Annotated in this window: 19 protein-coding genes and 2 riboswitches; of the genes, 15 read left to right on the plus strand and 4 right to left on the minus strand. The window is 38.4% G+C overall.

Annotation, left to right across the window (positions count from 1 at the left end; translation table 11 throughout):
* Positions 1-207: 207 nt before the first annotated feature.
* The 12 genes from ACI6MV_RS09850 to ACI6MV_RS09905 all read left to right on the plus strand — a co-directional run bounded on the left by ACI6MV_RS09850 (position 208) and on the right by ACI6MV_RS09905 (position 13,685).
* Positions 208-1,551 carry a M20/M25/M40 family metallo-hydrolase gene (locus tag ACI6MV_RS09850; RefSeq protein WP_407270119.1) on the plus strand — a complete coding sequence of 448 codons (1,344 nt, stop codon included), beginning with the start codon at positions 208-210 and terminating at the stop codon, positions 1,549-1,551.
* Between the two features lie 6 nt (positions 1,552-1,557).
* The gene (locus ACI6MV_RS09855; protein WP_407270120.1) at positions 1,558-2,754 is read left to right on the plus strand and encodes a M24 family metallopeptidase; all 1,197 of its coding nucleotides are present in this window, start codon (positions 1,558-1,560) and stop codon (positions 2,752-2,754) included.
* A gap of 13 nt (positions 2,755-2,767) precedes the next feature.
* Positions 2,768-4,063 carry a M20/M25/M40 family metallo-hydrolase gene (locus ACI6MV_RS09860; RefSeq protein WP_407270121.1) on the plus strand — a complete coding sequence of 432 codons (1,296 nt, stop codon included), beginning with the start codon at positions 2,768-2,770 and terminating at the stop codon, positions 4,061-4,063.
* Positions 4,064-4,066: 3 nt separating this feature from the next.
* On the plus strand, positions 4,067-5,260 hold the full coding sequence (locus ACI6MV_RS09865) for a M24 family metallopeptidase (RefSeq protein WP_407270122.1): 1,194 nt from the start codon (positions 4,067-4,069) through the stop codon (positions 5,258-5,260).
* 2 nt (positions 5,261-5,262) lie between these two features.
* On the plus strand, positions 5,263-6,222 hold the full coding sequence (locus ACI6MV_RS09870) for an ABC transporter permease (protein ID WP_407270123.1): 960 nt from the start codon (positions 5,263-5,265) through the stop codon (positions 6,220-6,222).
* A 27-nt stretch (positions 6,223-6,249) separates the two neighbouring features.
* Positions 6,250-7,167 carry an oligopeptide ABC transporter permease gene (gene opp4C / locus ACI6MV_RS09875; RefSeq protein WP_407270124.1) on the plus strand — a complete coding sequence of 306 codons (918 nt, stop codon included), beginning with the start codon at positions 6,250-6,252 and terminating at the stop codon, positions 7,165-7,167.
* A gap of 16 nt (positions 7,168-7,183) precedes the next feature.
* Positions 7,184-8,896: an ABC transporter substrate-binding protein gene (locus tag ACI6MV_RS09880; protein WP_407270125.1), complete on the plus strand. Its 1,713-nt coding sequence runs from the start codon at positions 7,184-7,186 to the stop codon at positions 8,894-8,896.
* Between the two features lie 75 nt (positions 8,897-8,971).
* Entirely contained in the window at positions 8,972-10,051 is a 1,080-nt protein-coding gene (locus ACI6MV_RS09885) for a M24 family metallopeptidase (protein ID WP_407270126.1), read from the plus strand.
* A gap of 10 nt (positions 10,052-10,061) precedes the next feature.
* Positions 10,062-11,096 (plus strand): ABC transporter ATP-binding protein, encoded by a 1,035-nt coding sequence (locus tag ACI6MV_RS09890; protein WP_407270127.1) that lies wholly within the window; start codon positions 10,062-10,064, stop codon positions 11,094-11,096.
* Positions 11,062-12,033 carry an ABC transporter ATP-binding protein gene (locus ACI6MV_RS09895; RefSeq protein ID WP_407270128.1) on the plus strand — a complete coding sequence of 324 codons (972 nt, stop codon included), beginning with the start codon at positions 11,062-11,064 and terminating at the stop codon, positions 12,031-12,033. Before ACI6MV_RS09890 ends, ACI6MV_RS09895 begins: the two co-directional genes overlap by 35 nt.
* A 5-nt stretch (positions 12,034-12,038) precedes the next feature.
* Positions 12,039-13,193, plus strand: coding sequence for an NAD(P)/FAD-dependent oxidoreductase (locus ACI6MV_RS09900; RefSeq protein ID WP_407270129.1), 1,155 nt, complete (start codon positions 12,039-12,041; stop codon positions 13,191-13,193).
* Positions 13,194-13,205: 12 nt separating this feature from the next.
* A complete protein-coding gene (locus tag ACI6MV_RS09905; RefSeq protein WP_407270130.1) occupies positions 13,206-13,685 on the plus strand; it encodes a DUF3830 family protein in 480 nt (159 codons plus the stop codon).
* A gap of 113 nt (positions 13,686-13,798) precedes the next feature.
* Here the strand turns inward: ACI6MV_RS09905 and ACI6MV_RS09910 are convergent, their stop codons facing one another.
* Positions 13,799-14,935 carry an aminotransferase class V-fold PLP-dependent enzyme gene (locus ACI6MV_RS09910; RefSeq protein ID WP_407270131.1) on the minus strand — a complete coding sequence of 379 codons (1,137 nt, stop codon included), beginning with the start codon at positions 14,933-14,935 and terminating at the stop codon, positions 13,799-13,801.
* A gap of 32 nt (positions 14,936-14,967) precedes the next feature.
* Between ACI6MV_RS09910 and ACI6MV_RS09915 the strand changes: the two genes are divergently transcribed.
* Positions 14,968-15,675, plus strand: a complete 708-nt coding sequence (locus ACI6MV_RS09915) for a Crp/Fnr family transcriptional regulator (protein ID WP_407270132.1) — start codon at positions 14,968-14,970, stop codon at positions 15,673-15,675.
* Positions 15,676-15,993: 318 nt separating this feature from the next.
* On the opposite strand, the gene ACI6MV_RS09920 is transcribed toward ACI6MV_RS09915, so the two are convergent.
* Positions 15,994-17,187 (minus strand): MFS transporter, encoded by a 1,194-nt coding sequence (locus ACI6MV_RS09920; protein ID WP_407270133.1) that lies wholly within the window; start codon positions 17,185-17,187, stop codon positions 15,994-15,996.
* A 172-nt stretch (positions 17,188-17,359) separates the two neighbouring features.
* Positions 17,360-17,459: riboswitch (purine riboswitch) on the minus strand.
* A 232-nt stretch (positions 17,460-17,691) separates the two neighbouring features.
* Positions 17,692-17,775, plus strand: a riboswitch (cyclic di-GMP riboswitch).
* 17 nt (positions 17,776-17,792) lie between these two features.
* On the opposite strand from ACI6MV_RS09920, the gene sda reads away from it, so the two are divergent.
* The gene (sda, locus tag ACI6MV_RS09925) at positions 17,793-17,930 is read left to right on the plus strand and encodes a sporulation histidine kinase inhibitor Sda (RefSeq protein WP_407270134.1); all 138 of its coding nucleotides are present in this window, start codon (positions 17,793-17,795) and stop codon (positions 17,928-17,930) included.
* Between the two features lie 299 nt (positions 17,931-18,229).
* Here the strand turns inward: sda and ACI6MV_RS09930 are convergent, their stop codons facing one another.
* Together ACI6MV_RS09930 and ACI6MV_RS09935 are read right to left on the minus strand one after the other, a co-directional pair.
* Positions 18,230-18,904 (minus strand): AroM family protein, encoded by a 675-nt coding sequence (locus ACI6MV_RS09930; RefSeq protein ID WP_407270135.1) that lies wholly within the window; start codon positions 18,902-18,904, stop codon positions 18,230-18,232.
* A gap of 415 nt (positions 18,905-19,319) precedes the next feature.
* Positions 19,320-20,957, minus strand: a complete 1,638-nt coding sequence (locus ACI6MV_RS09935) for an ABC transporter substrate-binding protein (protein ID WP_407270136.1) — start codon at positions 20,955-20,957, stop codon at positions 19,320-19,322.
* A gap of 239 nt (positions 20,958-21,196) precedes the next feature.
* Here ACI6MV_RS09935 and ACI6MV_RS09940 point away from each other — a divergent pair, with 239 nt between their 5' ends.
* Entirely contained in the window at positions 21,197-22,162 is a 966-nt protein-coding gene (locus ACI6MV_RS09940; RefSeq protein ID WP_407270137.1) for an ABC transporter permease, read from the plus strand.
* Position 22,163 lies beyond the last annotated feature (1 nt).

Genomic DNA, 22,163 nt, shown 5'->3' on the forward strand with positions numbered 1-22,163 from the left:
TTTTAAGTGTTTTTTCTACAGAAAAGTGTATTTAAAACAGATTACTTTAGGCTGAATTACAGTTATTGATATATAACAGCTCATTACCAAATTGGTATTGGGCTTTCTTACGGTTAAATATATCATACCCTTTCCAAAACAAAACATTGTTAAAATATTCTGAATTGTAAAGTAGTTTACATCAAAAATAACCGAACCGTATTAGTATTGTTAAAAATATATAAAGTTTGGAGTGCAGTGATGGAGATAAACTGGCAGGAAGTAAAACAAGAGGCATCAGGCTATTTGAGTCAGCTCGTACAATTGAATACGACAAATCCTCCAGGGTATGAAATGCTAGCAATCCAATTTTTGAAAAGCGTGGCTGAACGGAACGGGCTATATACAACCATTCAAACAACAGGTGAACAACGAGGAAATATTATCATTTCTTTGGAGTCAACGTATGAGAATCCGACCATCCTGTTATCGCATGTTGATGTTGTTCCTGCAGATGAAGCAGATTGGGACGTTCATCCGTTTAGTGGAGCGATCATTGAAGATACTCTCTGGGGGAGAGGAACTATCGATACGAAGCAATTAACGATTACCCATCTTATGATTCTGATTCTACTCAGAAGAAATAATATCTCTTTTGGAAAAAAGATTGTAATGGTTGCAACAGCAGATGAAGAAAATGGTAGTAAATATGGTTTGCTAGCGTTGTTGAAAACAGAAGGTGCATTGTTTACGAATGCAACGGTTTTTAATGAGGGAGGTGGCTTTCCAATTGCGCTTGAAGGTCAAAACTATTATCTAGCAGAGATGGGTCAAAAGGGAGTAGCAAGATTCAAGCTTACCGTAGTTCATCAGCAAGGCGACAATCCTTATATGCCAAGCAATGCTGCGATGCAAACAATCATGCAAGTAATACAGCAAGTGATGAATGCTAATATAACTGAACCGCTTCCTCATATTACAGAGATGATGTTTCAAACAATATGTAAGCGACAAGGAATAGCTTTTGACAAAGATGATCTAACTGCTTTTTTCAATCAAATACCTGAGCATCTAGTAACTATGTTTAAGGCTATGACAAAAACAACCTTTTCGATAACGAAGTGGAATGGTGGCAGGAAGCATCCATCCTTAAAAGGTAGTACTGAAATTATCATTGATTGCCGAACGTTGCCATTTGTAGATGAAGGTGCAGTCAAAAGTTATATCGAGGAGTTAATCAAAGGGCTTCCGGTTGATTATGATTTATTTCAATTTTCGCAAGGCTATGAAACAAAATTAAACGATCAAATGCTCAAGCTTTTCGAACAGAATCTTCAAGGTGAAGTAAAGGACGCGGTAGTTGTACCTTATCTATCTATCGGAAGCAGTGATGGTAGGCATCTTCTTCCATACCAGTCAAAGGTTTATGGGTATTGCCCGATGTTACCGGACATGTCCTTTGATAAAGTTATAAAAATGGTTCATGGCGTGAATGAAAAAATTCCACTCGAGTCACTGCGTTTTGGGATTCTAAATATGTATAACATTTTATTGTCGATTGGGAAGGAGTGATTCTAAATGCAATTAGGAGATCCGAAGATTGCAGCTGAAAAAATTGCTCAAGCAGTTCAGCTAATGAAAGCCGAAAACATTGACACGTGGTTAATTCTAACAAGAGAAGGAACAGATCCTGCATTACCGTTACTTGTAGGAGTCAGATCAGTCCATCAGGCAGCAATTTTTCTAAGAAGTGATAACAAACATATCGTTCTCACGTCTGTCAGTGATAAAGGAAGCTATCAAGATACTAATCTTTTTAACGAAGTAATTACTTATGAAGCAAGCATGGATGATGCATTCCGAGCTGTTTTTGAACAGCTTGCGGTAAAGAAATTGGCGTTAAATATCTCTGAGAGTGATCATTTGTGTGATGGATTAACGGCGGGATTATATCAGTGGCTAACAGATGTAGTGGGAGCAGAAGTACTCACTAGTATGGAAGTTAGTAGTCAATTGATATTAAAAAGGTTAAGAAGTATTAAATCACCTACAGAAGTAGCCCTCGTTAAAAAGGCTGTTGAACTCACAGTAGAAGTTTATGAAGCAGTGTTTAACCAAATTGTTTGTGGTATGACAGAAAAAGAGATTGGCTTATTGTTCGTGGAAGAAATGAAGAAACGCGGTGTATCAAACGGGCTTGGAAATCCATTTGATCCACCACTCGTATGTACCGTGCGAAATGGACTTGCCCATAGAAAACCAGGAGATTTCAAAACGATTCCAGGTGATATTATCATTATTGATTTTAGTCTGAAATATCAAAATTACGTTTCAGATATTGCTAGGACTTGCTATATATTAAAGCCTGGTGAAGAAAAAGCGCCTGACAGCATACAGCACGCTTTTGACACGGCAATTACAGCAATTACGGCATCTATTAAAGCTCTCAAACCAGGGGCTAAAGGTTTTGAAGTTGATGCTGTAGGTCGAAGGCAGATTGAGTTAAATGATTACCCGACAATTCGCCACTCCGTTGGTCATCAAATTGGGCGAGCAACGCATGATGGCGGCACAATACTTGGCCCATTACGTACTCCAAAAAGACCCGAGGTTGAGGGTGTCATCGAAGCGGGGGAAATTTATGCGGTTGAACCGACAGTCATTCAAGATGATGGATTGCCGTGTATACTCGTCGAGGAAAATGTGCTTGTTACCGACCATAAGCCAGTAATTTTGAGTAAGCGACAGACAGAGATTGTACTAATTTCATCCTAGGTGGTTATGATTCATGCGTAAACAGATGAAGACTAATGATGCGATAGCGATACTTCAAGATTTGGTTAAGATCGACACAACGAATGAGTATGCAACCGAGTACGAGGCGGCGCTTTATATAGAAGATGTGTTAGAACGAGCGGGTATTGCATCGAAAATTATCTACAGCCCGAATGGGCGTGCCAACCTTATAGCTCACTTGGAGGCAGTGCAACCAATAAAGGAACCGCTGGTGCTTCTATCACATCTTGACGTTGTCGCTGCTGATCGTGATACTTGGAGTTTTCCGCCGTTTGCTGGTGAAGAAGCAGAAGGGTGTATATGGGGAAGAGGTACATTAGATACGAAGCAACTAACGGTCATGCACCTGATTGCTTTCTTAGAACTCTACCATTCGGAACAAACATTGAATCGTGATGTTTATTTTGTTGCATCGGCAGATGAGGAAAATGGTAGCAAGGAAGGCATGGAATACCTAGCGGAAACGTGTCCTGAAATTTTTGATAATGCTACAGTTCTAAGTGAGGGCGGTGGATTCACAGTTGCGGGCTCTGATGGTAAACCATACATGCTTTTCGCTTCAGGGGAAAAAGGTACAGCGGTGATTAAAATTGTTGGTACCGGGGACAGCGGACATGCCGGCAGTCCACCGGATAACCAGGCAATAGCTCATATTACACAAGCACTTCAATACTTACTACAACAAGAACCACACTGTCATGAGTATTCCGTTTTAACAACATATACTGAAACTTTTCAGCAACTTTTAAAATCAAATACACAACCCACTCCAGATGACCAATTAGTAGCAAAGCTTTACGAATATATGAAATTCCAAACGACCATGATTGATTACTTGGAAATTGGAACGCAAGTAAACGTTATTCCTTATAAAGGTGAAGTTACTTTCGAATTTCGGACACTACCGTCGGTAAATAAGGATGCATTCGAAAAATATATGAACCAACTCTTTGAAAATAGTAATGTTTCATGGGAATTGATTGATTTCCAGCAAGGTTATTTAAGTGAAGTGGACGCAGAAGTTATGAAGTTATTTCAACAATATTCTCCAGACTATGGTTTTAGCGGAACATGGGTCCCTTTTACAGCTTTAGGTAAAACAGATGGACGATTTATCGGAAAGATAGCGAAAAATGTTTATGGATTATCTCCTGTAACGGTGCCCTTTTCAGAAGTGTTAAAACGCGTTCATAGTGCAGATGAACGAATCGAAACTGATGCTTTTGTTTATGGGGTAAATCTTATGCGGAAAGTTGTACATCATTATTGCTTGCAAATGGAGGTGTAATAAATGTTCGAAACACAAAAAGAAAAGCTATATCAAGCTGTTCAGTATTTAAAAGAAATGGATATTGATATGTGGCTCATTTATACGAGTGAAGGAAGTGATCCTTGTATTCCTTTAGTGACAGGGGTTGGAACAGTCGGCCCTGGAGCATTTATGGTCACCAAACAAGGAAACAAGCTAGCCGTTTGTAGTTCGATTGATGCACAGGATATTGAGCAGTCAGAACTGTTTGACCAGGTGTACAAATATAAAGGTAGTTTAGCAGAAACACTCGCATCTATTGTTCAGGATATAGCACCAAATACGATTGCTCTTAATATTTCCAAAGAGGAACACTTGGCTGATGGGTTAACAACGGGCCGATATCGCTGGTTGCAACACACGTTACAATCGGTTTTTACAGGCAAATATATTTCTTCTGAACCGTTTCTAAAGTTGCTTAGAAGTATTAAATCTCCGGCGGAGGTATCTAAAATCAAACAAGCTGTTGATGTCACATTAGACATTTATGCTTCAGTTTTTGATCAGTTACAAGCTGGAATGACGGAGAAACAAGTTGGGCAATTATTTATTCAAGAGATGCAGCAAAACGGTGTAGTGAATGGGGTAGACCGAACATTATCGATGCCGATAGTAATGAAAGAAAACATCGCTCATCGCCCACCAGGAAATGCTGTTATTAACAAAGGCGATATGGTAATTATGGATTTCAGCGTGGAAATCGATGGCTATGTGTCAGACATAGCACGAACAGTTTACTTTTTAAAAGATAATGAAACAGAAGCTCCGAAAGAAATCGGGGATGCTTTCCAAGCAGTCCATCAGGCGATTAGTTTAGCTGCTGACAAACTCAAGCCTGGAGCACTAGGCCATGAAGTTGATGCAGCAGCAAGAAATTATTATGTGGAATCAGGTTATCCAGAAATAACCCATGCGACAGGCCACCAAATCGGAAGGGACGTTCATGATGGTGGGGCGCTACTAGCACCTCGTTGGGAACGGTATGGCCAGTCCCCTTACGAAGAGATCCAGGAAGGTATGGTTTTTACAATTGAACCAACCTTGTTTTTAGAGGGTGGGATTCACTTTATCGTTGAAGAAAACGTACTTGTAACAAAAGACGGCATAGACTATTTAACCAAACGGCAGGATAATCTCATTTTAATTAAAAGTGTAAGGGAAGAAGGTGTGAAATAACCTTGAAAAAATATGTGATAAGAAGGATATTTCAATCTATTCCTATTTTAGTAGGGATTACAGTTTTAACATTTTTAATTATTCAGTTGGCCCCTGGTAGTCCGATGGAGACAATGATTGACCCGAAAATATCTCCTGAAGAATTACAAAGGGCACAGGATAACTTAGGGATGAATGATCCAGTTTTTATGCAGTACTTTAATTGGTTAAAAGAGATTGTCCAAGGCAATCTCGGTTATACAGTTAAATCTGGTGAATCAGTTGCACATTTAATCATTGAGCGGTTACCAGCCACTTTAATACTAACAGGATCAGCATTTGTACTTGCATTTGTAATCGGTGTGCCTTTTGGTGTTTATTCTGCAACACATCAATATAAGTTACCTGATTATTTACTAACTGTTTTCGCCTTTATTGGTATCTCTGTTCCATCCTTTTTCTTTGGACTCGGGATGATTTTCATTTTTGCCTTACAGCTTGGATGGTTGCCTGCTTCTGGGATGGAAACAATCGGTGGTAATGCTACCGGGCTTGCATTATTTTGGGACTATCTAAAGCACGTATTCATGCCAGCGATTGTGTTAGCACTTCCTACCGTTGCTGTGGTTATGCGCTTCACGAGATCTAGCATGCTAGAAGTATTGAATCAGGATTATATCCGTACAGCGAAATCTAAAGGATTGGGTACACGAGTCGTGTATTTAAAGCACGCACTAAGAAATGCACTCATTCCTGTCATTACGATATTTGGATTATCGATCCCATTTTTGTTTGGTGGTGCTTATATTACAGAATACATTTTCAACTGGCCTGGTATGGGGAGCTTAGGTATTCAAGCGATCGAGGGTAGAGAGTATCCAGTCATTATGGCATTAAATTTATTTACTTCTGTTCTGGTTATGTCAGGTAATTTAATTGCTGATATTATGTATGCTTGGGCTGATCCTCGTATCAGATACTAAGTAGTTCATATCGAAGGGGGAGATTCGATGAGTAATGATTTACACTATCAGCAGCCTGGAATGCCAGTAGCGCTTGAAAATAAAGTGAAAAAAGAACATGCAGGATGGAAAAGGTTTAAAAAGAATAAGTTAGCCGTTTTTGGACTAATTGTTTTAGGGTTACTTATATTAATCGCTGTGTTTGCGCCGTTCATTGCACCTCATGATCCTTATACGTCACCGAAGAATGAGCTTGGCACGTACGATGTTTATGCACCACCATCAGCAGAACACCTTCTAGGTACAGATGGTACTGGAAGGGACATGATGAGTCGATTAATTTATGGGGCTAGGGTTTCCTTATCAGTTGCCCTTACAGCTGTATTGATTTCAACATTAATCGGTGTCTTCATGGGTGTTGTTGCTGGATATTATGGAAAGTGGATCGATAACATCATTATGCGAATCACCGATGTTGTCATTTGTTTCCCAGTGTTATTTTTGGCAATTACAGCTGCAACGATTCTCACCCCGGGAATCATGAATGTAATTATTATCATTAGTTTTGTCAGTTGGACGACGATGACAAGACTCGTTAGGGGAGAAGTATTAAAAATAAGAGAAATGGAATATGTTGAAGCCGCTAGGTCAATCGGACAAAACAACGGTGTGATTATAGCGAAGCATATTTTACCGAACATTATTGCTCCAATTGTCGTCCAAGCCACCCTACAAACCGCAGAGGCGATTTTAACAGAATCAGCTCTAAGCTTTCTTGGTGTAGGGGTGCAACAACCATATCCGAGTTGGGGAAACATGTTAAACGATGCCACATCAATTATGGTGTTACAGTTTAAGCCTTGGATTTGGATGCCGGCCGGATTTGCAATATTAATTACGATCTTATGTATCAATTTCCTTGGTGATGGATTACGTGATGCATTAGATCCTAAAATAAAAAATTAAACAAGGGGGATTTACAATGAAAAAGAACCTTTTTTTAGCAGCAATATTCTTAATTTTTGCACTACTGATTGGGTGTAGTGACGATAGCGGTCAGCAAAGTGAGGAGCCGGATAACACAGATACACCAACTGAAGATACGGAAGGGGAGAACGATGCTGAAGTTTCAAGTGGAGGTTCAGTCACAGTTGCTTCTAATAGTGAGCCAGCGAACTTGAATCCTGTCGTATGGGCAACAACTTCTGACACAGTTGTTACGCATATGATTTATGACTCTTTGGTTATCCCTGATGAAGAATTAAAAATGGTAGGAAGTCTTGCTAAAGACTGGGATCTTTCAGAGGATGGTAAAACATATACATTCCATCTAAATGAAGGAATCACATGGCATGACGGAGAGCCGTTTACCGCAGAGGATGTTGCGTTTACATTTACGTCGATTGCAGACCCATCATATGATGCTGGTGCATACTGGCGTGTGGAACCAGTTGTTGGTGCTGCTGAATATCATGCTGGTGAGGCAGATAGTGTCGAGGGTATCGAAGTTATTGATCAAAACACGATTTCATTTACAACAAAAGAAGCATATGCTCCATTTATTTCGGGATTGTTTATCGGTGTTTTACCGAAGCACATTTTAGGTGATGTGCCTCCAGGTGAATGGGAAAAACATGATTCCAACCGTAATCCCATTGGTACTGGTCCATTTGAATTTGTCGAGTGGAAAACTGGTCAATATATAGAAGTAGCCAAAAATGAAGATTACTTTAAAGAACCTGCAAAACTAGATAGTATTTTCGTACGATTTGGTGACGCCAATTCGATGTTGGCATCATTCATGAGTAAAGAAATTGATATTACAGCTGTACCAGTTTCAGAGGTGCAATCAGTAAGTTCACTTGACTATTCTGAATTAATTACACAGTCTACTTTAAGTGTATATTACGTTGGGTTTAATGCTAGAAATGAACACTTCGGCGATAAGCTTGTTAGACAGGCACTTGCACATGCAGTTGACAAGAATGCAATTGTTGCTTCTATATTAGGTGAATATGGAACTATTTCCGATGACGTATTTCCTTCTAAACACTGGTCGCATAACCCGGATCTACCAACTTATGAGTTTGACACTGCAACAGCAGAATCGCTTTTAGAAGAAGCTGGCTATGCAAAAAATGGTGATGGGATTTATGAAAAGGATGGACAAGAGATTAGCTTTACGTTAGAAGTTCCAACTGGTAATAAAGAACGTGAAAAAACAGCAACATTGTTAAAGCAGATGTGGGAAGAGGTTGGCGTTAAAGTAGAACTGCAAACGCAGGATTTTGCAACACTAGTTACAAAGCTATTACCACAAACGGATGACGGAAAACAGCGTGAAGTAACTGCTGATGATTTTGCAGCCTACATTTTAGGATTTGGTGTTGAAGCAGACCCAGATGAATATCGTAGCTATTTTGGTAGCAGCTATATGCCGCCAAATGGATACAACTTTGTGGGATACTCTGATCCAGATGTAGACGAAATGCTTGAGGCGCAAACGTTAGAAGTAGATCTTGATGCGCGTCAGCAATTAATTTGGGACGTTGGTCAAAAGCTTGCAGAAGATGAAATTTGGATTCCGTTATATGAACAAGATAATCCGTTCGTATTCAATAAGCGAGTAGCTGGCTTTGAACCTGATTTCAGAGGAATAACCTTTACTGCAGAAAATTGGTCTGTTACAGAATAATAACAAATAGGAAGACAAATAAGATGCACTTTATTTGTCTTCTTCTATCTTTCCATTTGAGTGGGAGTGGTATCGTTGTCCAAGCATCGGTTGAAAAAGGCTAGAAATCTAATGTTAGAACAAGGTTTATGTGCACTGTTTATTAGTTCCTATGAGAATTATCGGTATTTTTCAGGGTTTGCAGGAAGCAATGCATATTTAATAATTACAGCAAATGAATCTATTTTAATTACAGATCAAAGGTATACGAGTCAAGCGCAAGAACAAGCAAAAGATTATGAGGTTATTACACATGGTATTGACCCATTTATTACATTAAAAGAGCAATTTAGTCGGTTTGATATTAAAGCAATAGGCTTTGAATCTCTGAAAATGCCTGTGTCTTTATATGAACAGTTGCGTAACCTATGTTCTTCATTTCAGTGGGCACCTCTAACAACGGAGTTATTAGATATACGAAAGATTAAGGACGCAAGTGAGATATCGATGATTAAGCGATCAGTTGCCATTTCTGATCAAGCTTTTTCAGATTTATTACCGATTATTCAACCAGGTATGACGGAGAAGCAAGTATTGATTGAATTAGAATATATAAAAATGAAATTAGGAAATGAAAGTCCGGCCTTTGGAACGATTGTGGCTTCAGATAAACGAGCTGCACTGCCACACGCAAAGCCTTCAGATAACCAAGTTAAAATGAATGATTTACTATTAATTGATTATGGCGTTACTTACCAGGGATATATGTCTGATATGACGAGAACGATCTGGATTGGTGAACCTTCAAAAGAACTGCAGCAAATCTATGATTACGTTGCAATTGCTATTGAAGAAGCTGTTGCAGCTGTAAAACCCGGCATATCTGGTCATGAACTTGATTATGTTGCAAGAAAGGTCTTTCTAGATGCAGGGGTGGAACAATATAGCTTACGCGGATTAGGTCATGGTGTTGGTTTAGAAATTCATGAGAACCCAAGAGTTGTGTTGAACGGTGAGGAACCGATCGAAGAAGGCATGATCTTCACGATTGAACCCGGATTATACTTACCGGATAAAGGTGGAGTTCGTTTGGAGGATATGGTGTTGGTTACAAAAGATGGGTGTGAAGTATTAACGAATACCGATCGACACATTCAGCTCTCAGTAATGGGATAGGAGGGTTAAGATGACGAATATATTAGAAGTGAAAAATCTAAAAACATATTTTCAAAGTGATGGTGAAGAAATACCTGCAGTTGATGGTGTGTCCTTTGAAATTAGAAAAGGGGAAACACTCGGTTTAGTAGGGGAATCTGGTAGTGGTAAAAGTATAACATCTTTATCAATATTACAACTTGTACCAGAGCCTCATGGAAAGATTATTGATGGCGAAATCAAGTTTAATGGAAAAAACTTGCTCGATTATAATGAAAAACAAATTAGACAAATTAGAGGCAACGATATTTCAATGATTTTTCAAGAGCCGATGACCTCACTTAACCCAGTATTTACTGTAGGTGATCAAATCATAGAAGTGTTAATACTTCACCAAAAGTTAGATAAGAAAAAAGCTAGGAGTCGAGCACTAGAGCTACTTGATTTGGTAGGTATTCCACTAGCGATAAGAAGAATTGATGATTACCCACACCAGCTGTCCGGTGGAATGCGGCAGCGAATTATGATCGCAATGGCGCTAGCGTGTGATCCGGAGCTACTTATTGCAGATGAACCAACAACTGCCCTTGATGTGACGACACAGGCACAAATTCTCGAACTACTAAAGGATCTAAAAGCGAAGTTTAACATGTCTATGTTACTCATCACGCATGATTTAGGTGTGGTTGCTGACTCAGCAGATAAGGTAGCAGTTATGTATTTAGGTAGAATTGTAGAGTATACCGATGTGGAAACATTTTTTGAAGATCCAAAACATCCTTATTCACAAGGATTATTAAAATCGATACCAAGCATGGTCAATAGTGTGAGTCGGTTAAATCCTATTAAAGGGCAAGTACCAAAGCCTACAGACATTAAAAATGGATGCAGATTTTGTACTCGCTGTGAATTTGTCAGAGACATATGTATTGAAGAAGAGCCTGGTTTTATTGATAACGGAAAACAACAAGTAAAATGCTGGATGTATTCAGATCGATGGGACGACTCTAGTGCAAAGGAGGGGAAATCAAGTGGAACAAAAGCTGTTGGAAGTAAAAAATCTTAAAAAGTGGTTTCCAGTGGATAGTGATAGCTTTTTTCCCCAGAAAAAACAATTTTTAAAGGCAGTAGATGATATTAGTTTTTTTATAAATAAAGGAGAAACGCTAGGACTAGTCGGTGAATCTGGATGCGGGAAATCAACGGCAGGTAGGAGTGTTTTGCGGCTGCTTGAGGCTACAGAAGGTTCCGTTTTTTTGGACGGAGAAGATATTTACAATTTATCAAGTTCACGTCTGAAGAAAAAAAGAAACGAGATGCAAATCGTTTTTCAAGATCCTTATGCTTCCTTAAACCCAAGGTTGAAAGTGCGGAGCATTATTGAAGAACCGTTAATCATTCATACGAATTTAACTAAAAAACAAAGAAGAGAAAAATTATCTCAATTAATGCAAGACGTCGGATTGGATGAATCTTATTTAGAAAGATATCCGCATGAATTTTCCGGCGGTCAACGTCAGCGGATTGGTATTGCTAGAGCTATTGCGGTCCAGCCGAAACTAATTGTGATGGATGAACCCGTGTCGGCATTAGACGTATCTGTCCAGGCGCAGGTGCTTAATCTGATACAGGATTTACAAGAAAAATATCAACTTACTTACTTGTTTATTACACATAATTTAAGTGTTGTAAAACATATTTCTAACCGAATTGCTGTTATGTACCTTGGTAAAATAGTCGAAATTGCAGATCGGGAAACCTTTTTCAAGGATCCGAAACATCCTTATTCGGGAGCGTTGATCTCTGCTATTCCAGAACCTAACCCTAAATTGAAAAAGGAAAGAGTTATTTTGCAAGGAGATGTACCGAGTCCTGTTAATCCTCCGAGTGGTTGTCCGTTCCATACGCGTTGCCCACTTGTGATGGACCGGTGTAAGAGTGAAGTTCCACAGTTAAAGGATGTAGGGAATAATCAAATTGTTGCATGTCACCTACATGAGTAGAAAGGATGATAGAAAAGATGACCCATTATGACGGTATTATTGTTGGTGCAGGTATTACAGGATGTTCGATCGCATATTTTTTAGCGGAAAAGGGCTGTACGAATCTACTCGTTATTGACAAAGGTGGAATTGCTTCCGATATAACAGGTATATGTCCTGGCGGTGTTCGCCAACAATGGGGCACAGAAATAAATTGTAGGATGTCTAAGTTTTCCGTTGATTTTTTTGAACGGATCAATGAACACTTACAGCCTGAAAAGGAAATAAAATTTCGCAGTGTGGGCTATTTGAATTTGCTTCATAGTGAAGAGGCAATCGAAAACTATAAAAATAATATTAAACTGCAAAATAGCTTTGGGATTCCTACAACGCTCATTAGTCCAGAAGAAGTCGAAAAAATTGTGCCTGGAATAAATACAGATCGATTTCTTCAAGCGGCATTTTGTGAAACAGACGGATTTGTAGACGATGTGTACCACGTTACGAGCAGCTTCGCTGAAGCGGCAAAGCGTAAAGGTGTAACATTTGTAAACAGTGAGGTAATTCGTATAACAGATGAAAATGGTGTCGTAACAGGAATTGATATGAAGGAAGAAGGATTTATCTCAGCAAATTTTGTAGTGAATGCTGCTGGTTTAGGCTCGAAGCAACTGGCCGCTACCATTGGAGTAGAGCTGCCAATCGAATTCGAGAATAGAAGAATATTATATTCAAACCGCATGGAGCAACGACTAATAGAGCCGTTGATTATTTCGTCTGAAACTGGCTTTGCTGGTAAGCAGTTAGCTAGTGGTATTGCTTATTCGAGTTATTTAGGTGGAGAGCTGAAGGCACCTTATAGTATGTATGAGTTTAAAGATAAAGTGATAGAAGTAGGTAAAGAGATTTTTCCGCCAATTGAAAAATTGGAGTTCCGGACACATGTTGATGGTACCTATGACAGTACACCAGATCATCAGGCCATCTTAGGTGATGTTGATTCGAAGCAAGGCTATTATCAAGCTGTTGGTATGAGTGGACACGGCTTTATGATGTCACCGGCAGTGGGACAAGCGATGGCTGATATTATTCTCAGTCTACCAACGACGATTGATGTTTCAAGCTTACATTTTAATAGATTTTCTAAAAATGAACTGTTGTTTGAACCAAGTGTTGTATAAGGAGTGTTATCATTGAGTCATTTTCTTATTGTATTTCCAGAAGTTAATATTGAAGTAAAGGTTAAGTTATTATTTGATAAAGCACCGAAAACTTGTGAAGGTTTTTGGGATGCTATCAAAGAGCCGATTCACACGTCGGGCAAACACGCGATGTATACAGGTAGAGAAATTTCAGTACAAATCGCTCCGAGTGATAAGGAAGTATCGTTGTTACACGATCCAGCAAAAGAAAATTTAACGTGCTTTCCATTACCAGGGGATATATTATTTACATTTATGCCAGAATTCTCATTTTCAGGCTTACCTTTCCCTATTTATGACGTAGGCCTGTTTTATGGGAGAGATGCAAGAACATTTTTTCCAATGGGATGGCTTCCAGGAAACTTGTTTGCGCAAGTAGATGGTGAAGCAGAATTAGAGAAATTAGCAAAGATGGGTCAGGATATAAACAATAATGGCCAACAGAAGATTATATTTAAGCGATGTGAATAGGAAGTATGCTATGAGAACCCCCGCAATTTTGTGGGGGTTTTTAAACATTTAAAGCACGAAAAAAAGAGACTAAAACTATTGTTTTAGTCCAAGATTTATATAAATGGGGTAGATCACGATAATAAGTTTTTTAAAGTTACTAGTGCTGTTTCAATATCCTCTTTCGTGTTATAGAAATGAGGAGCTATTCGAATAACATCTTGTCTGGCAGAAACAATAATATTTCTTCGTTTCATCTGTTCTTCAATCTCTGCTGCATTTTCCACATAAATAGCGGTGCTAGGTGATTTGTGTGCTACTTCCTGTGGGCTGACGACTGTTAAATTAAGCTCTTTAGCTTTTTCGATTGTATAAAGTGATAGTTCATTTAAGTATGCTTCAATAGTCGGCATTCCAATCGAGTTAATCGTAGCTAAAGCTGCGTCAGCTATGTACGCATTGATTACTGGTGGAGTGCCAGTGTTGAATCGTTGTGCACCACTGCCATAGTCTAGTGATTTTAAATTAAAATCGAATGGGTTTTGTTGGCCAAACCAACCAGTTACAGGTGGTTGTAATTGTTCAGCAATGTCTTTCTTTACATACATAAAAGAGATACCAGGTACACCTAATAAGTACTTTTGCATACCGGCTACTAATATATCAATTCCCATGTCTTTTACATCTATTTCCATACTGCCCGCAGACTGATAGGCATCTACAAATAACAGAGAGCTAGAATCATGGACAAGTTTAGATATTTCCTTTAAATTTTGTTTAAATCCACTATAATAAGATACGTGTGGAATACAAGTAATAGCGACACGCTTCGACAAACTATTTTCATAATATTCTAACGGTATAGTATAATGATCATTATGAGGGATATAGTTAATTTTAAAATTTTGTTTTTGTTGCTGTGCTAGTATCGATTGCCCAATACAAGGGAAATCCAATTCTGTTACACATATCTCTTTATTTTCAAGATCCATAGCATTTAATATAGAAGAAATACAATCTGACACAGAAGATAAGACAGCAACTTCTTCAGGAGTACAGTTAATCAATTGGGCAAATTTAGCCTTTGCTTGATTTACTTTTTCCATCCATAATGCCCAGTCCATGCCGTTAGTTGTTAAACTATCTTTATATGAATCTATTGCTTGTAAAACTTTAGTAGAGAGCGCACTCTGTGAGCAGCTTGACAGCATAATTTTTTCTGATAATATTGGATACATTTCTCGTGCAATTGGCAATAACGTATTGTTCATAAAAAATCTTCCTTTCTTTAGGGGTGTTGATAATGTCAAATGAGATTGAAAAAAGATTTAACGTACTAAATCCTTGGTTTGATGAAATGGATTATGATTGGACAATATTGAAAGACCTTGGTCAAAAAAATTCTTTTAAAAAGCATGAAATCGTTTTTAGACAAAATGAAGATGGCAACGACCTATATCTTGTTATAAAAGGTAGAGTGCGTTTATTTCTTATTTCTCCCAATGGAGAAGAAAAAGCACTTGCTGTCATCGGCACGAACGGACTAATAGGCGAATGTATTTTAAATGATGATTCCCGTTATTCAAGCAGTGCTATCACGGCTTCAGAAGTTGAACTTATTAGAATTAGTAAAGATGTGTTTTTGGAAAAAATCAGCAATGAACCTAGATATACAAGTCAAGTATTAGATTTGATTACCAAAAAATATAGACTATTGTGCATGCAAACACTCCAACTAAGTTATACAAAATCCCTTCCTAGAATGTGTGCAACCTTTGTTCATCTATCTATTAGATATGGCGAAACACTTGCATCTCAAGAAATTAGACTAACGATTAATTTCACACACCAGGAAATGGCCAACTTGTTAGGCATTACCCGCGTAACAATCGCTAAAAATATAAAATGGCTTGAAGAAAATAAATATATAAGAAAGGATGGGCGATACTACATCATTAATAATCTGGATAACCTCGCCAATCTAGCAAACGAGGAACTAATGCTTGATTAACTCCTTTAATTATAATGTGCTTATATTCAATTTGATGTAAAACAATTAACATTTTGGAATAATATTTGTTGGGGGTGGAATTGTGGATGTAACTTCCCTTTTTTTATAATGTGCCGGTTGGGACTTCTAGAGGAAGTGCTTTATAATTTTAACAGTGCTTGGCTTAGACTCACCTATTTTTTAACCAAAAGTTTACTAGAATTTTTTATTAACAGTGCAAAAGAGTATCGTGTATAATGAATGCTAACCAGTTAAATTAAAAAGGATCCTAGACCAGCGATACGCCAATCTAGGATGTTTGGATTTGGAATCTCCTACCTAAACCCCTGATTCCTGTAACGATGAGGTAGAGATGTTCTTCTGTCTTCTATTTTTCGTTTTAGATAAAGAATATACGGCACACAGTAAAGCAATTACGGTAACGATGCTCCCAACCCATGGCATTTGAGCCACGGTGCCGGTTTGTTCCAACGCAATTCCGCCCATCGCAGAACCTACGGCAATCCCAACTTGCAGTGCGGAATTGTTAAAGCTCTGCTGGATATCCGAGGTGGCTGGGGCGGCTTGAATCAAATAGCTTTGCTGTGGTGGAGCTAGTGCCCAACTTAGCGCTGCCCAGATGATCATCACTGGAATAAACAGTGCAAGTGAAAAAGTGGTGAACGGCAAGATTCCAAGCACAACTACAAAGGCGATGATCACCATCAAAATGCTTTTCTTCGTACCAATCCAATCAGAAAGTGTTCCACCTAAAGCTCCACCGCCAACTGCTGCAATTCCGAAAATGAAGTAGCACACACTAATCCAATAGGAATTCAAATGCAGCTCTGTTTCCAGGAACGGTGTAAAATACGCATATAGTGTATAATGACCCGCTAGGAAAAATAACGTGGCAAGATGGGCACAGCCAATTTTGGGACTGCAAACTGCTTTCAGCTGTTGCTTGAGCGGTACAGCGGCTTCTCCTGGTACATCCTCTAAAAACAAGGCAATCAGCACCATTGCGACAAGCGATAACACGGCAATTCCAAGGAAGATAACGCGCCAGCCAAATGTGTTCGAAATTAGAATTCCGAGAGGCACACCGAGTACGAGCGAGGAACTAATCCCCATATAAACGAGCCCAACCGCCTTTGCGCGATGGGTAGGCGCAACAATTTTTGGGGCAATAATGAGCGACAATACGACAATCAGCGCTGTACTAGCAGCGGTAATTACCCGGGCAACCATCATCCATGTAAAATCAGGACTAAAATAAGTCATAACATTGCCAAGTGAGAAAACCAACAGGGCAATCAGATACAGTTTCTTGCGTTCGATTTTTTTCGTAATAACAAGCAAAATTGGCCCCGCTAAGGCATAAATAAGAGCAAATACTGTGATGAACTGTCCTGCCGTACTTAAAGCTATATTTAAATCCTCAGCAAGAGTCGGCAAAATCCCGCCTACGATTAATTCAACTAATCCAACTGATAGTGTTGCAAAAGCTAAAATAAATACTTTTATATTCATAGTTTGTTAATCTTCCTTTCTACGTTTGTTAGGGTGCGACGGTCTTCCAGGGTGATGTTGTGCTTGTCGATCGTGCTAAAGAACACGAAGACTTACTAGCCCGCATTCTCATGCTTGAATCCAACCTTCTCGAAAGGAAAGTACAAAAAAATCCAGATTACAAAAAACGAATTATTAACGATTCATTTTCTGTAATCAGGATTTTAAGGTTCCTGGTAGAGACCCTCAAGCCATATTCTTGAGGTTATACAGTTTCAATATTTAATTTGTGGACACTTTGAAGATTGTACTATGAATTCTTTTACTTTACAAGTGGAAATTTTGGAAAATCAAATCACCATCACCTTTGGCTTATCTTCCATGGTTACTTCCAAAAACGGGTCTTGTGCAAAAAGGTGATTATACTTTGTTCATTCTGAACGACGTATGTGGAATATTTTATACATGTAGTAGTATAACATCTATAAATAACCCTATTGCATTCAAAAGTCAATAAAGCTAAGATTTGTATACAGAAGCGATGAACGATTATTTTTACGTGGGCACTTAAATAACCGGGAGCGTCTAGTGCAACCGACTGAATTTTGTAGGATGTTGTTCATGTAATGACTGGTATTGGTATTTTACATTTAAATGATGAAGAATTAATTGTCGCCTATACAAAAGCGCTGTCATTAAAGTTGAGTGAAGACTTTATACAGTTGTTAAAAGATGAGCTAGGCAGGCGGAATTTGGAAGTATAGGGAACAGGAGCAAGGCAATCCTTTCGATAGATTGCCTTGTTTTAGTGGTAAGAGGTGTCACTTTCCGAAGTTGGCGTAGAGTGTAACACTTCGGGTGTTCTTCTCTGGATTCTCAGGCTATGCAAAAGTATCTTTTTCGTTCTTATATTATTTTATCTAAGATGATTCAAGTTGGGAGGCCACCTCACCATTGCTAGCAAATGTCTATACGTGTTAGAAATCGAATTTTATCTAAGATCTGTAGCATGTACCCATAGGATAGTATCTTTGTAGGAAGTGCATCCATACAAAAATCCTAATTAAAGTAATTCTGCCACATTTTTAAATACAATATTTCTAGATAAGATAACATTTTTCCTCGTATGCTTTTTAACAATATCTTTCATATCTTGGGTATAGCCGATACAATCTAGTACAATCGTACTTATATCTGATTTTTCAAGTTCATTTGTTACTTTGATAAGTGAGCTTTCATCATAGATGTAAGGCGAGCTTGCGCAAGATGTAGGTGAAAAACCTGCAGCTTGCCACTTTTTTTCTATTGATTCATATTGCTCTGGAAGTGGTACGATGACGCCAATTTTTCCTTTGTTTCTAAAAATACCTTGTGCAACATGGTTCAATAAATAATCGGGGTAGATGATTGGAACATTAGATTGAAAAAGTTTAAATTCGCCTGTGCAAGCTATAATAATTAAATGGACTTGATCTCGATTAAAATCGTCGATAATTTGTTGGATAATCGGAAGTGTTTTTTCTTTTGCCATCGTGGCAGAAGTACCATCCTTGAGCCTTGAAACAAGTGTTGTCTGATTTGGTTCGGGCTTTATTTGTTCTAGTTCCTTTTTACCGAAACCATCAAGTACACCTCGTTGGATAAATTCTACATCGGAGGAAAAGAACCTTTCTACTTCGGGTAACAAGTCTGTTCTTGGAGCTTGACCAATTGTAATCACACCGATCTTTTTGTTCATTAATATACCTCCCTTTGAAGAAAGAGAAGTAGGGACAATCCCTACTTCTCTTTGCTTGAAAGATAATAAAGTAATAAATTTGAAGATGTCCAGCTCCGGCGCCTACCTCCTCGAGGTCTTAATTCAAACCTCTATGTGGCGAAGACCACCACTCCGAGGTTTGAATTAAGCTTGTCGGAGGTGAGCAAGGCGCCTGCGCTTTTCTAATGGTCTAGGAAATTATAAAAATAAACAGTTGTGGATATCTTGCTGAGTTATTTAGCCACGGCCAGCTTCGAGCGCCAGCGACTAGCGAGACTTCCCTCACCTCCGTACGATAAGTCAACATCGATTCACTTCGTTCACCGTGTTTCCTTTATCTCCTGCGGTTCAGTCCAGTCCGTACGTCGCTAACCGGAGCTCTGCGCTTTTGTTCTTATTCTTCAATTGAAATGTTAACACCATTTGGACTTACAACATGAATCGATCCATCTGGAGAAAGGTTAAATCCTTTAACTTTTGGATTAATACCAGTTGCAATGTCTAAGTTATCAAATTCAATCGTTGCATGATCTGCTAAGATTTCTGCAACAGCCTCCTGGTATAATTCAGCACGTTCTGCTTGATCAGCTGTTTCTGTAAGTGCACGATCGAGTAGTTCATCTACTTTTTCACTTTCATATGCTTTACCGTTACCATTAGATCCATGTTGACTCGAGTGGAAACGTGGATTAAGGAAGAAATATGGATCTGGATACCAAGACCATCCACCAATGTTCATCGGTGCGTTGTTACTAGAAATTGTCTCTGTTAACGTTCCCCATTCAGAAACTTGAATGTTAACATCGATATTTAAGTTTTCTTTCATTTGGTTTTGGAAGATTGTCGCATAGTTCTTACGTGTTTCTAGTACATATAGGTCGATTTCAAATCCACCTGCATATTCTGTTTGATCTAAAATTTCTTTCGCTTCTTCTGGATTATATTCAGGCGTTAATGACTCAAAAGAATCATCATACCCCCAAGAACCTTTTGGAAGTGGTCCATTGGCAACCGTGCCTCCACCCCATTGGTGTACACCTTGTACAATTTCTTCGATATTAGTTGCTTTATAAATAGCCTCTCTTACTAGTGGATTTGCTGTAGGACCTTGTTGGAAGTTCATATCAAGATAAGTAATCGAAAGACCCGGAGTTGATAGTAGATCTAGGTTTTCATCTTGTTCTATAACTTCTCTATTTTGTCCTTTAATGTCTGTTGCAATATCAATATCACCAGAACGTAACGCATTTGTCATCATGGATGCATCAGAGATAAATTTGTATGTTACACCATCAAGGTTAGGTTCTTCTCCCCAATAGTTTTCGTTCTTAACTAATTCTACTTGTTGATCCGTTTGCCATTCATCAAGAATGAATGGACCTGTCCCTACTAAGTGAGCACCAAATTGGTCTCCCCAGCCTTCCACTTCTTCTTTTGGAACAATAATATTACCTTGGTCTGTTAGCATTGCTAGTAGTGCTGCATTAGGTTCTTCTACGTGAATGACAACTTCGAATTCACCTGTAACTTCCACACTTTCAACACCACTTAGACGGTTTTGAGCCGAGTTCTCAGCTGATCGTTCTAAGCTGTACTTAACGTCCTCTGCTGTCATTTGTCTTCCATCTTGGTATTCACCTTGTTGGAAGTAAACATCATCTCTTAATTTGAATGTATATGACATCATATCATCTGCAGCACTCCACTCCGTTGCTAATGAAGGTACCATGCTTTGTAAGTCTTTGTCGTACACAATTACGGTATCAGCTATGGAGCGCATAATTTGTGATTCATATGTTCCTGTATAAAGGGTAGGGTCTAACGTTGCCGCGTTAGACGACAAACCAATGTTCAAAACACCACCACTACCACTACTAGAGCCTTCACCTTCAGTACCTTCAGTTGCGTTTCCGTCATCATCTGTTGAATTACCTTCTCCAGAATTAGATTCGGAAGAGCATGCTGCTAATACCATTGTTAATAGACCAAAGATAATAGCAAATAGAGCTATTTTCCATTTACTGTTTTTCAATTGAATTTCCCCCTTTTATTTGATTCACATAGTGATACATAGATTCAAATAATGAATATAACTAAAGTTAACACAAAATTAACAATATTGTAAATACAATTATCTAAAAATCTAGAAAAATCTAAAAATTTAGTGTTTTTTGTAGAAATTCTATTTACATCGAAAATAATGGATGATAAGATTCAATTTATTCACATATTAAAACAACGATTCAAATAATGAATCAAGGAGGGAGTTTGTTGAAGGGATTTCTCTTTAAAAGAATTGTACAATTAATACCTACATTATTTATCGTTGCGGTAATTGTATTCTTTATTACACGAATGCTACCAGGTAATCCAGCAGCAGTTATGCTTGGCCCACAAGCGAGTGCAGAGGACATAGCGGCATACGCAGAGAGATTGGGGTTAAACGATCCGCTTTATTTGCAGTTTTGGGATTATTTAATCAATTTAATTTCATTTGATTTTGGAAATTCACTTTCCTATAATCAACCAATTGTAGATTTAATCACGGAACGCTTTCCTAATACTATAATCTTAGCAATAAGTGCGCTACTTATCGCTGTAATTATTGGTGTGCCTGCCGGTATTATCGCTGCAAGAAAACAGAATACGATTATTGATTATCTCGTTACGACGGTATCTCTAGTAGGAGTTTCGATGCCAATCTTTTGGTTAGGTGTCATGCTAGTGCTTTATTTCAGTGTTAATTTGGGCTGGCTACCTGCTACAGGTATGGGGTCACTTGAAGATGGTCTTTGGGAATTTATTAGTCATCTTATCTTGCCTAGTTTGGCATTAGCTACAATACCTACTGCTCAATTTGCAAGAATTATTCGTTCTAGTATGTTAGAAACAATTTCACACGATTATATTAAAACAGCTCGTGCAAAAGGTTTAAAAGAGTTTTTTGTGATTAACAAACATGCATTAAAAAATGCGCTGACACCTTTATTAACCGTAATGGGTTTGCAATTTTCAAATTTATTAGGTGGTGCTGTATTAACGGAGACAATTTTCAGTTGGCCAGGGATGGGCTTATTAATTATAGATGCTATTGAAAAACGTGATTTTGTCGTTGTTCAAAGCACTGTTATCTTTGTTGCGGTTATCTATGTAGTCATTAACTTAATCGTTGACATTCTCTATAAAGTTGTGAATCCGAAAGTTAACCTTGACTCCAATGGTGGAGGTGCAAAATAAG

It is taken from the genome of Radiobacillus sp. PE A8.2 (genome assembly GCF_045635475.1).
Taxonomy (GTDB): Bacteria; Bacillota; Bacilli; order Bacillales; family Amphibacillaceae; genus JBJGXI01.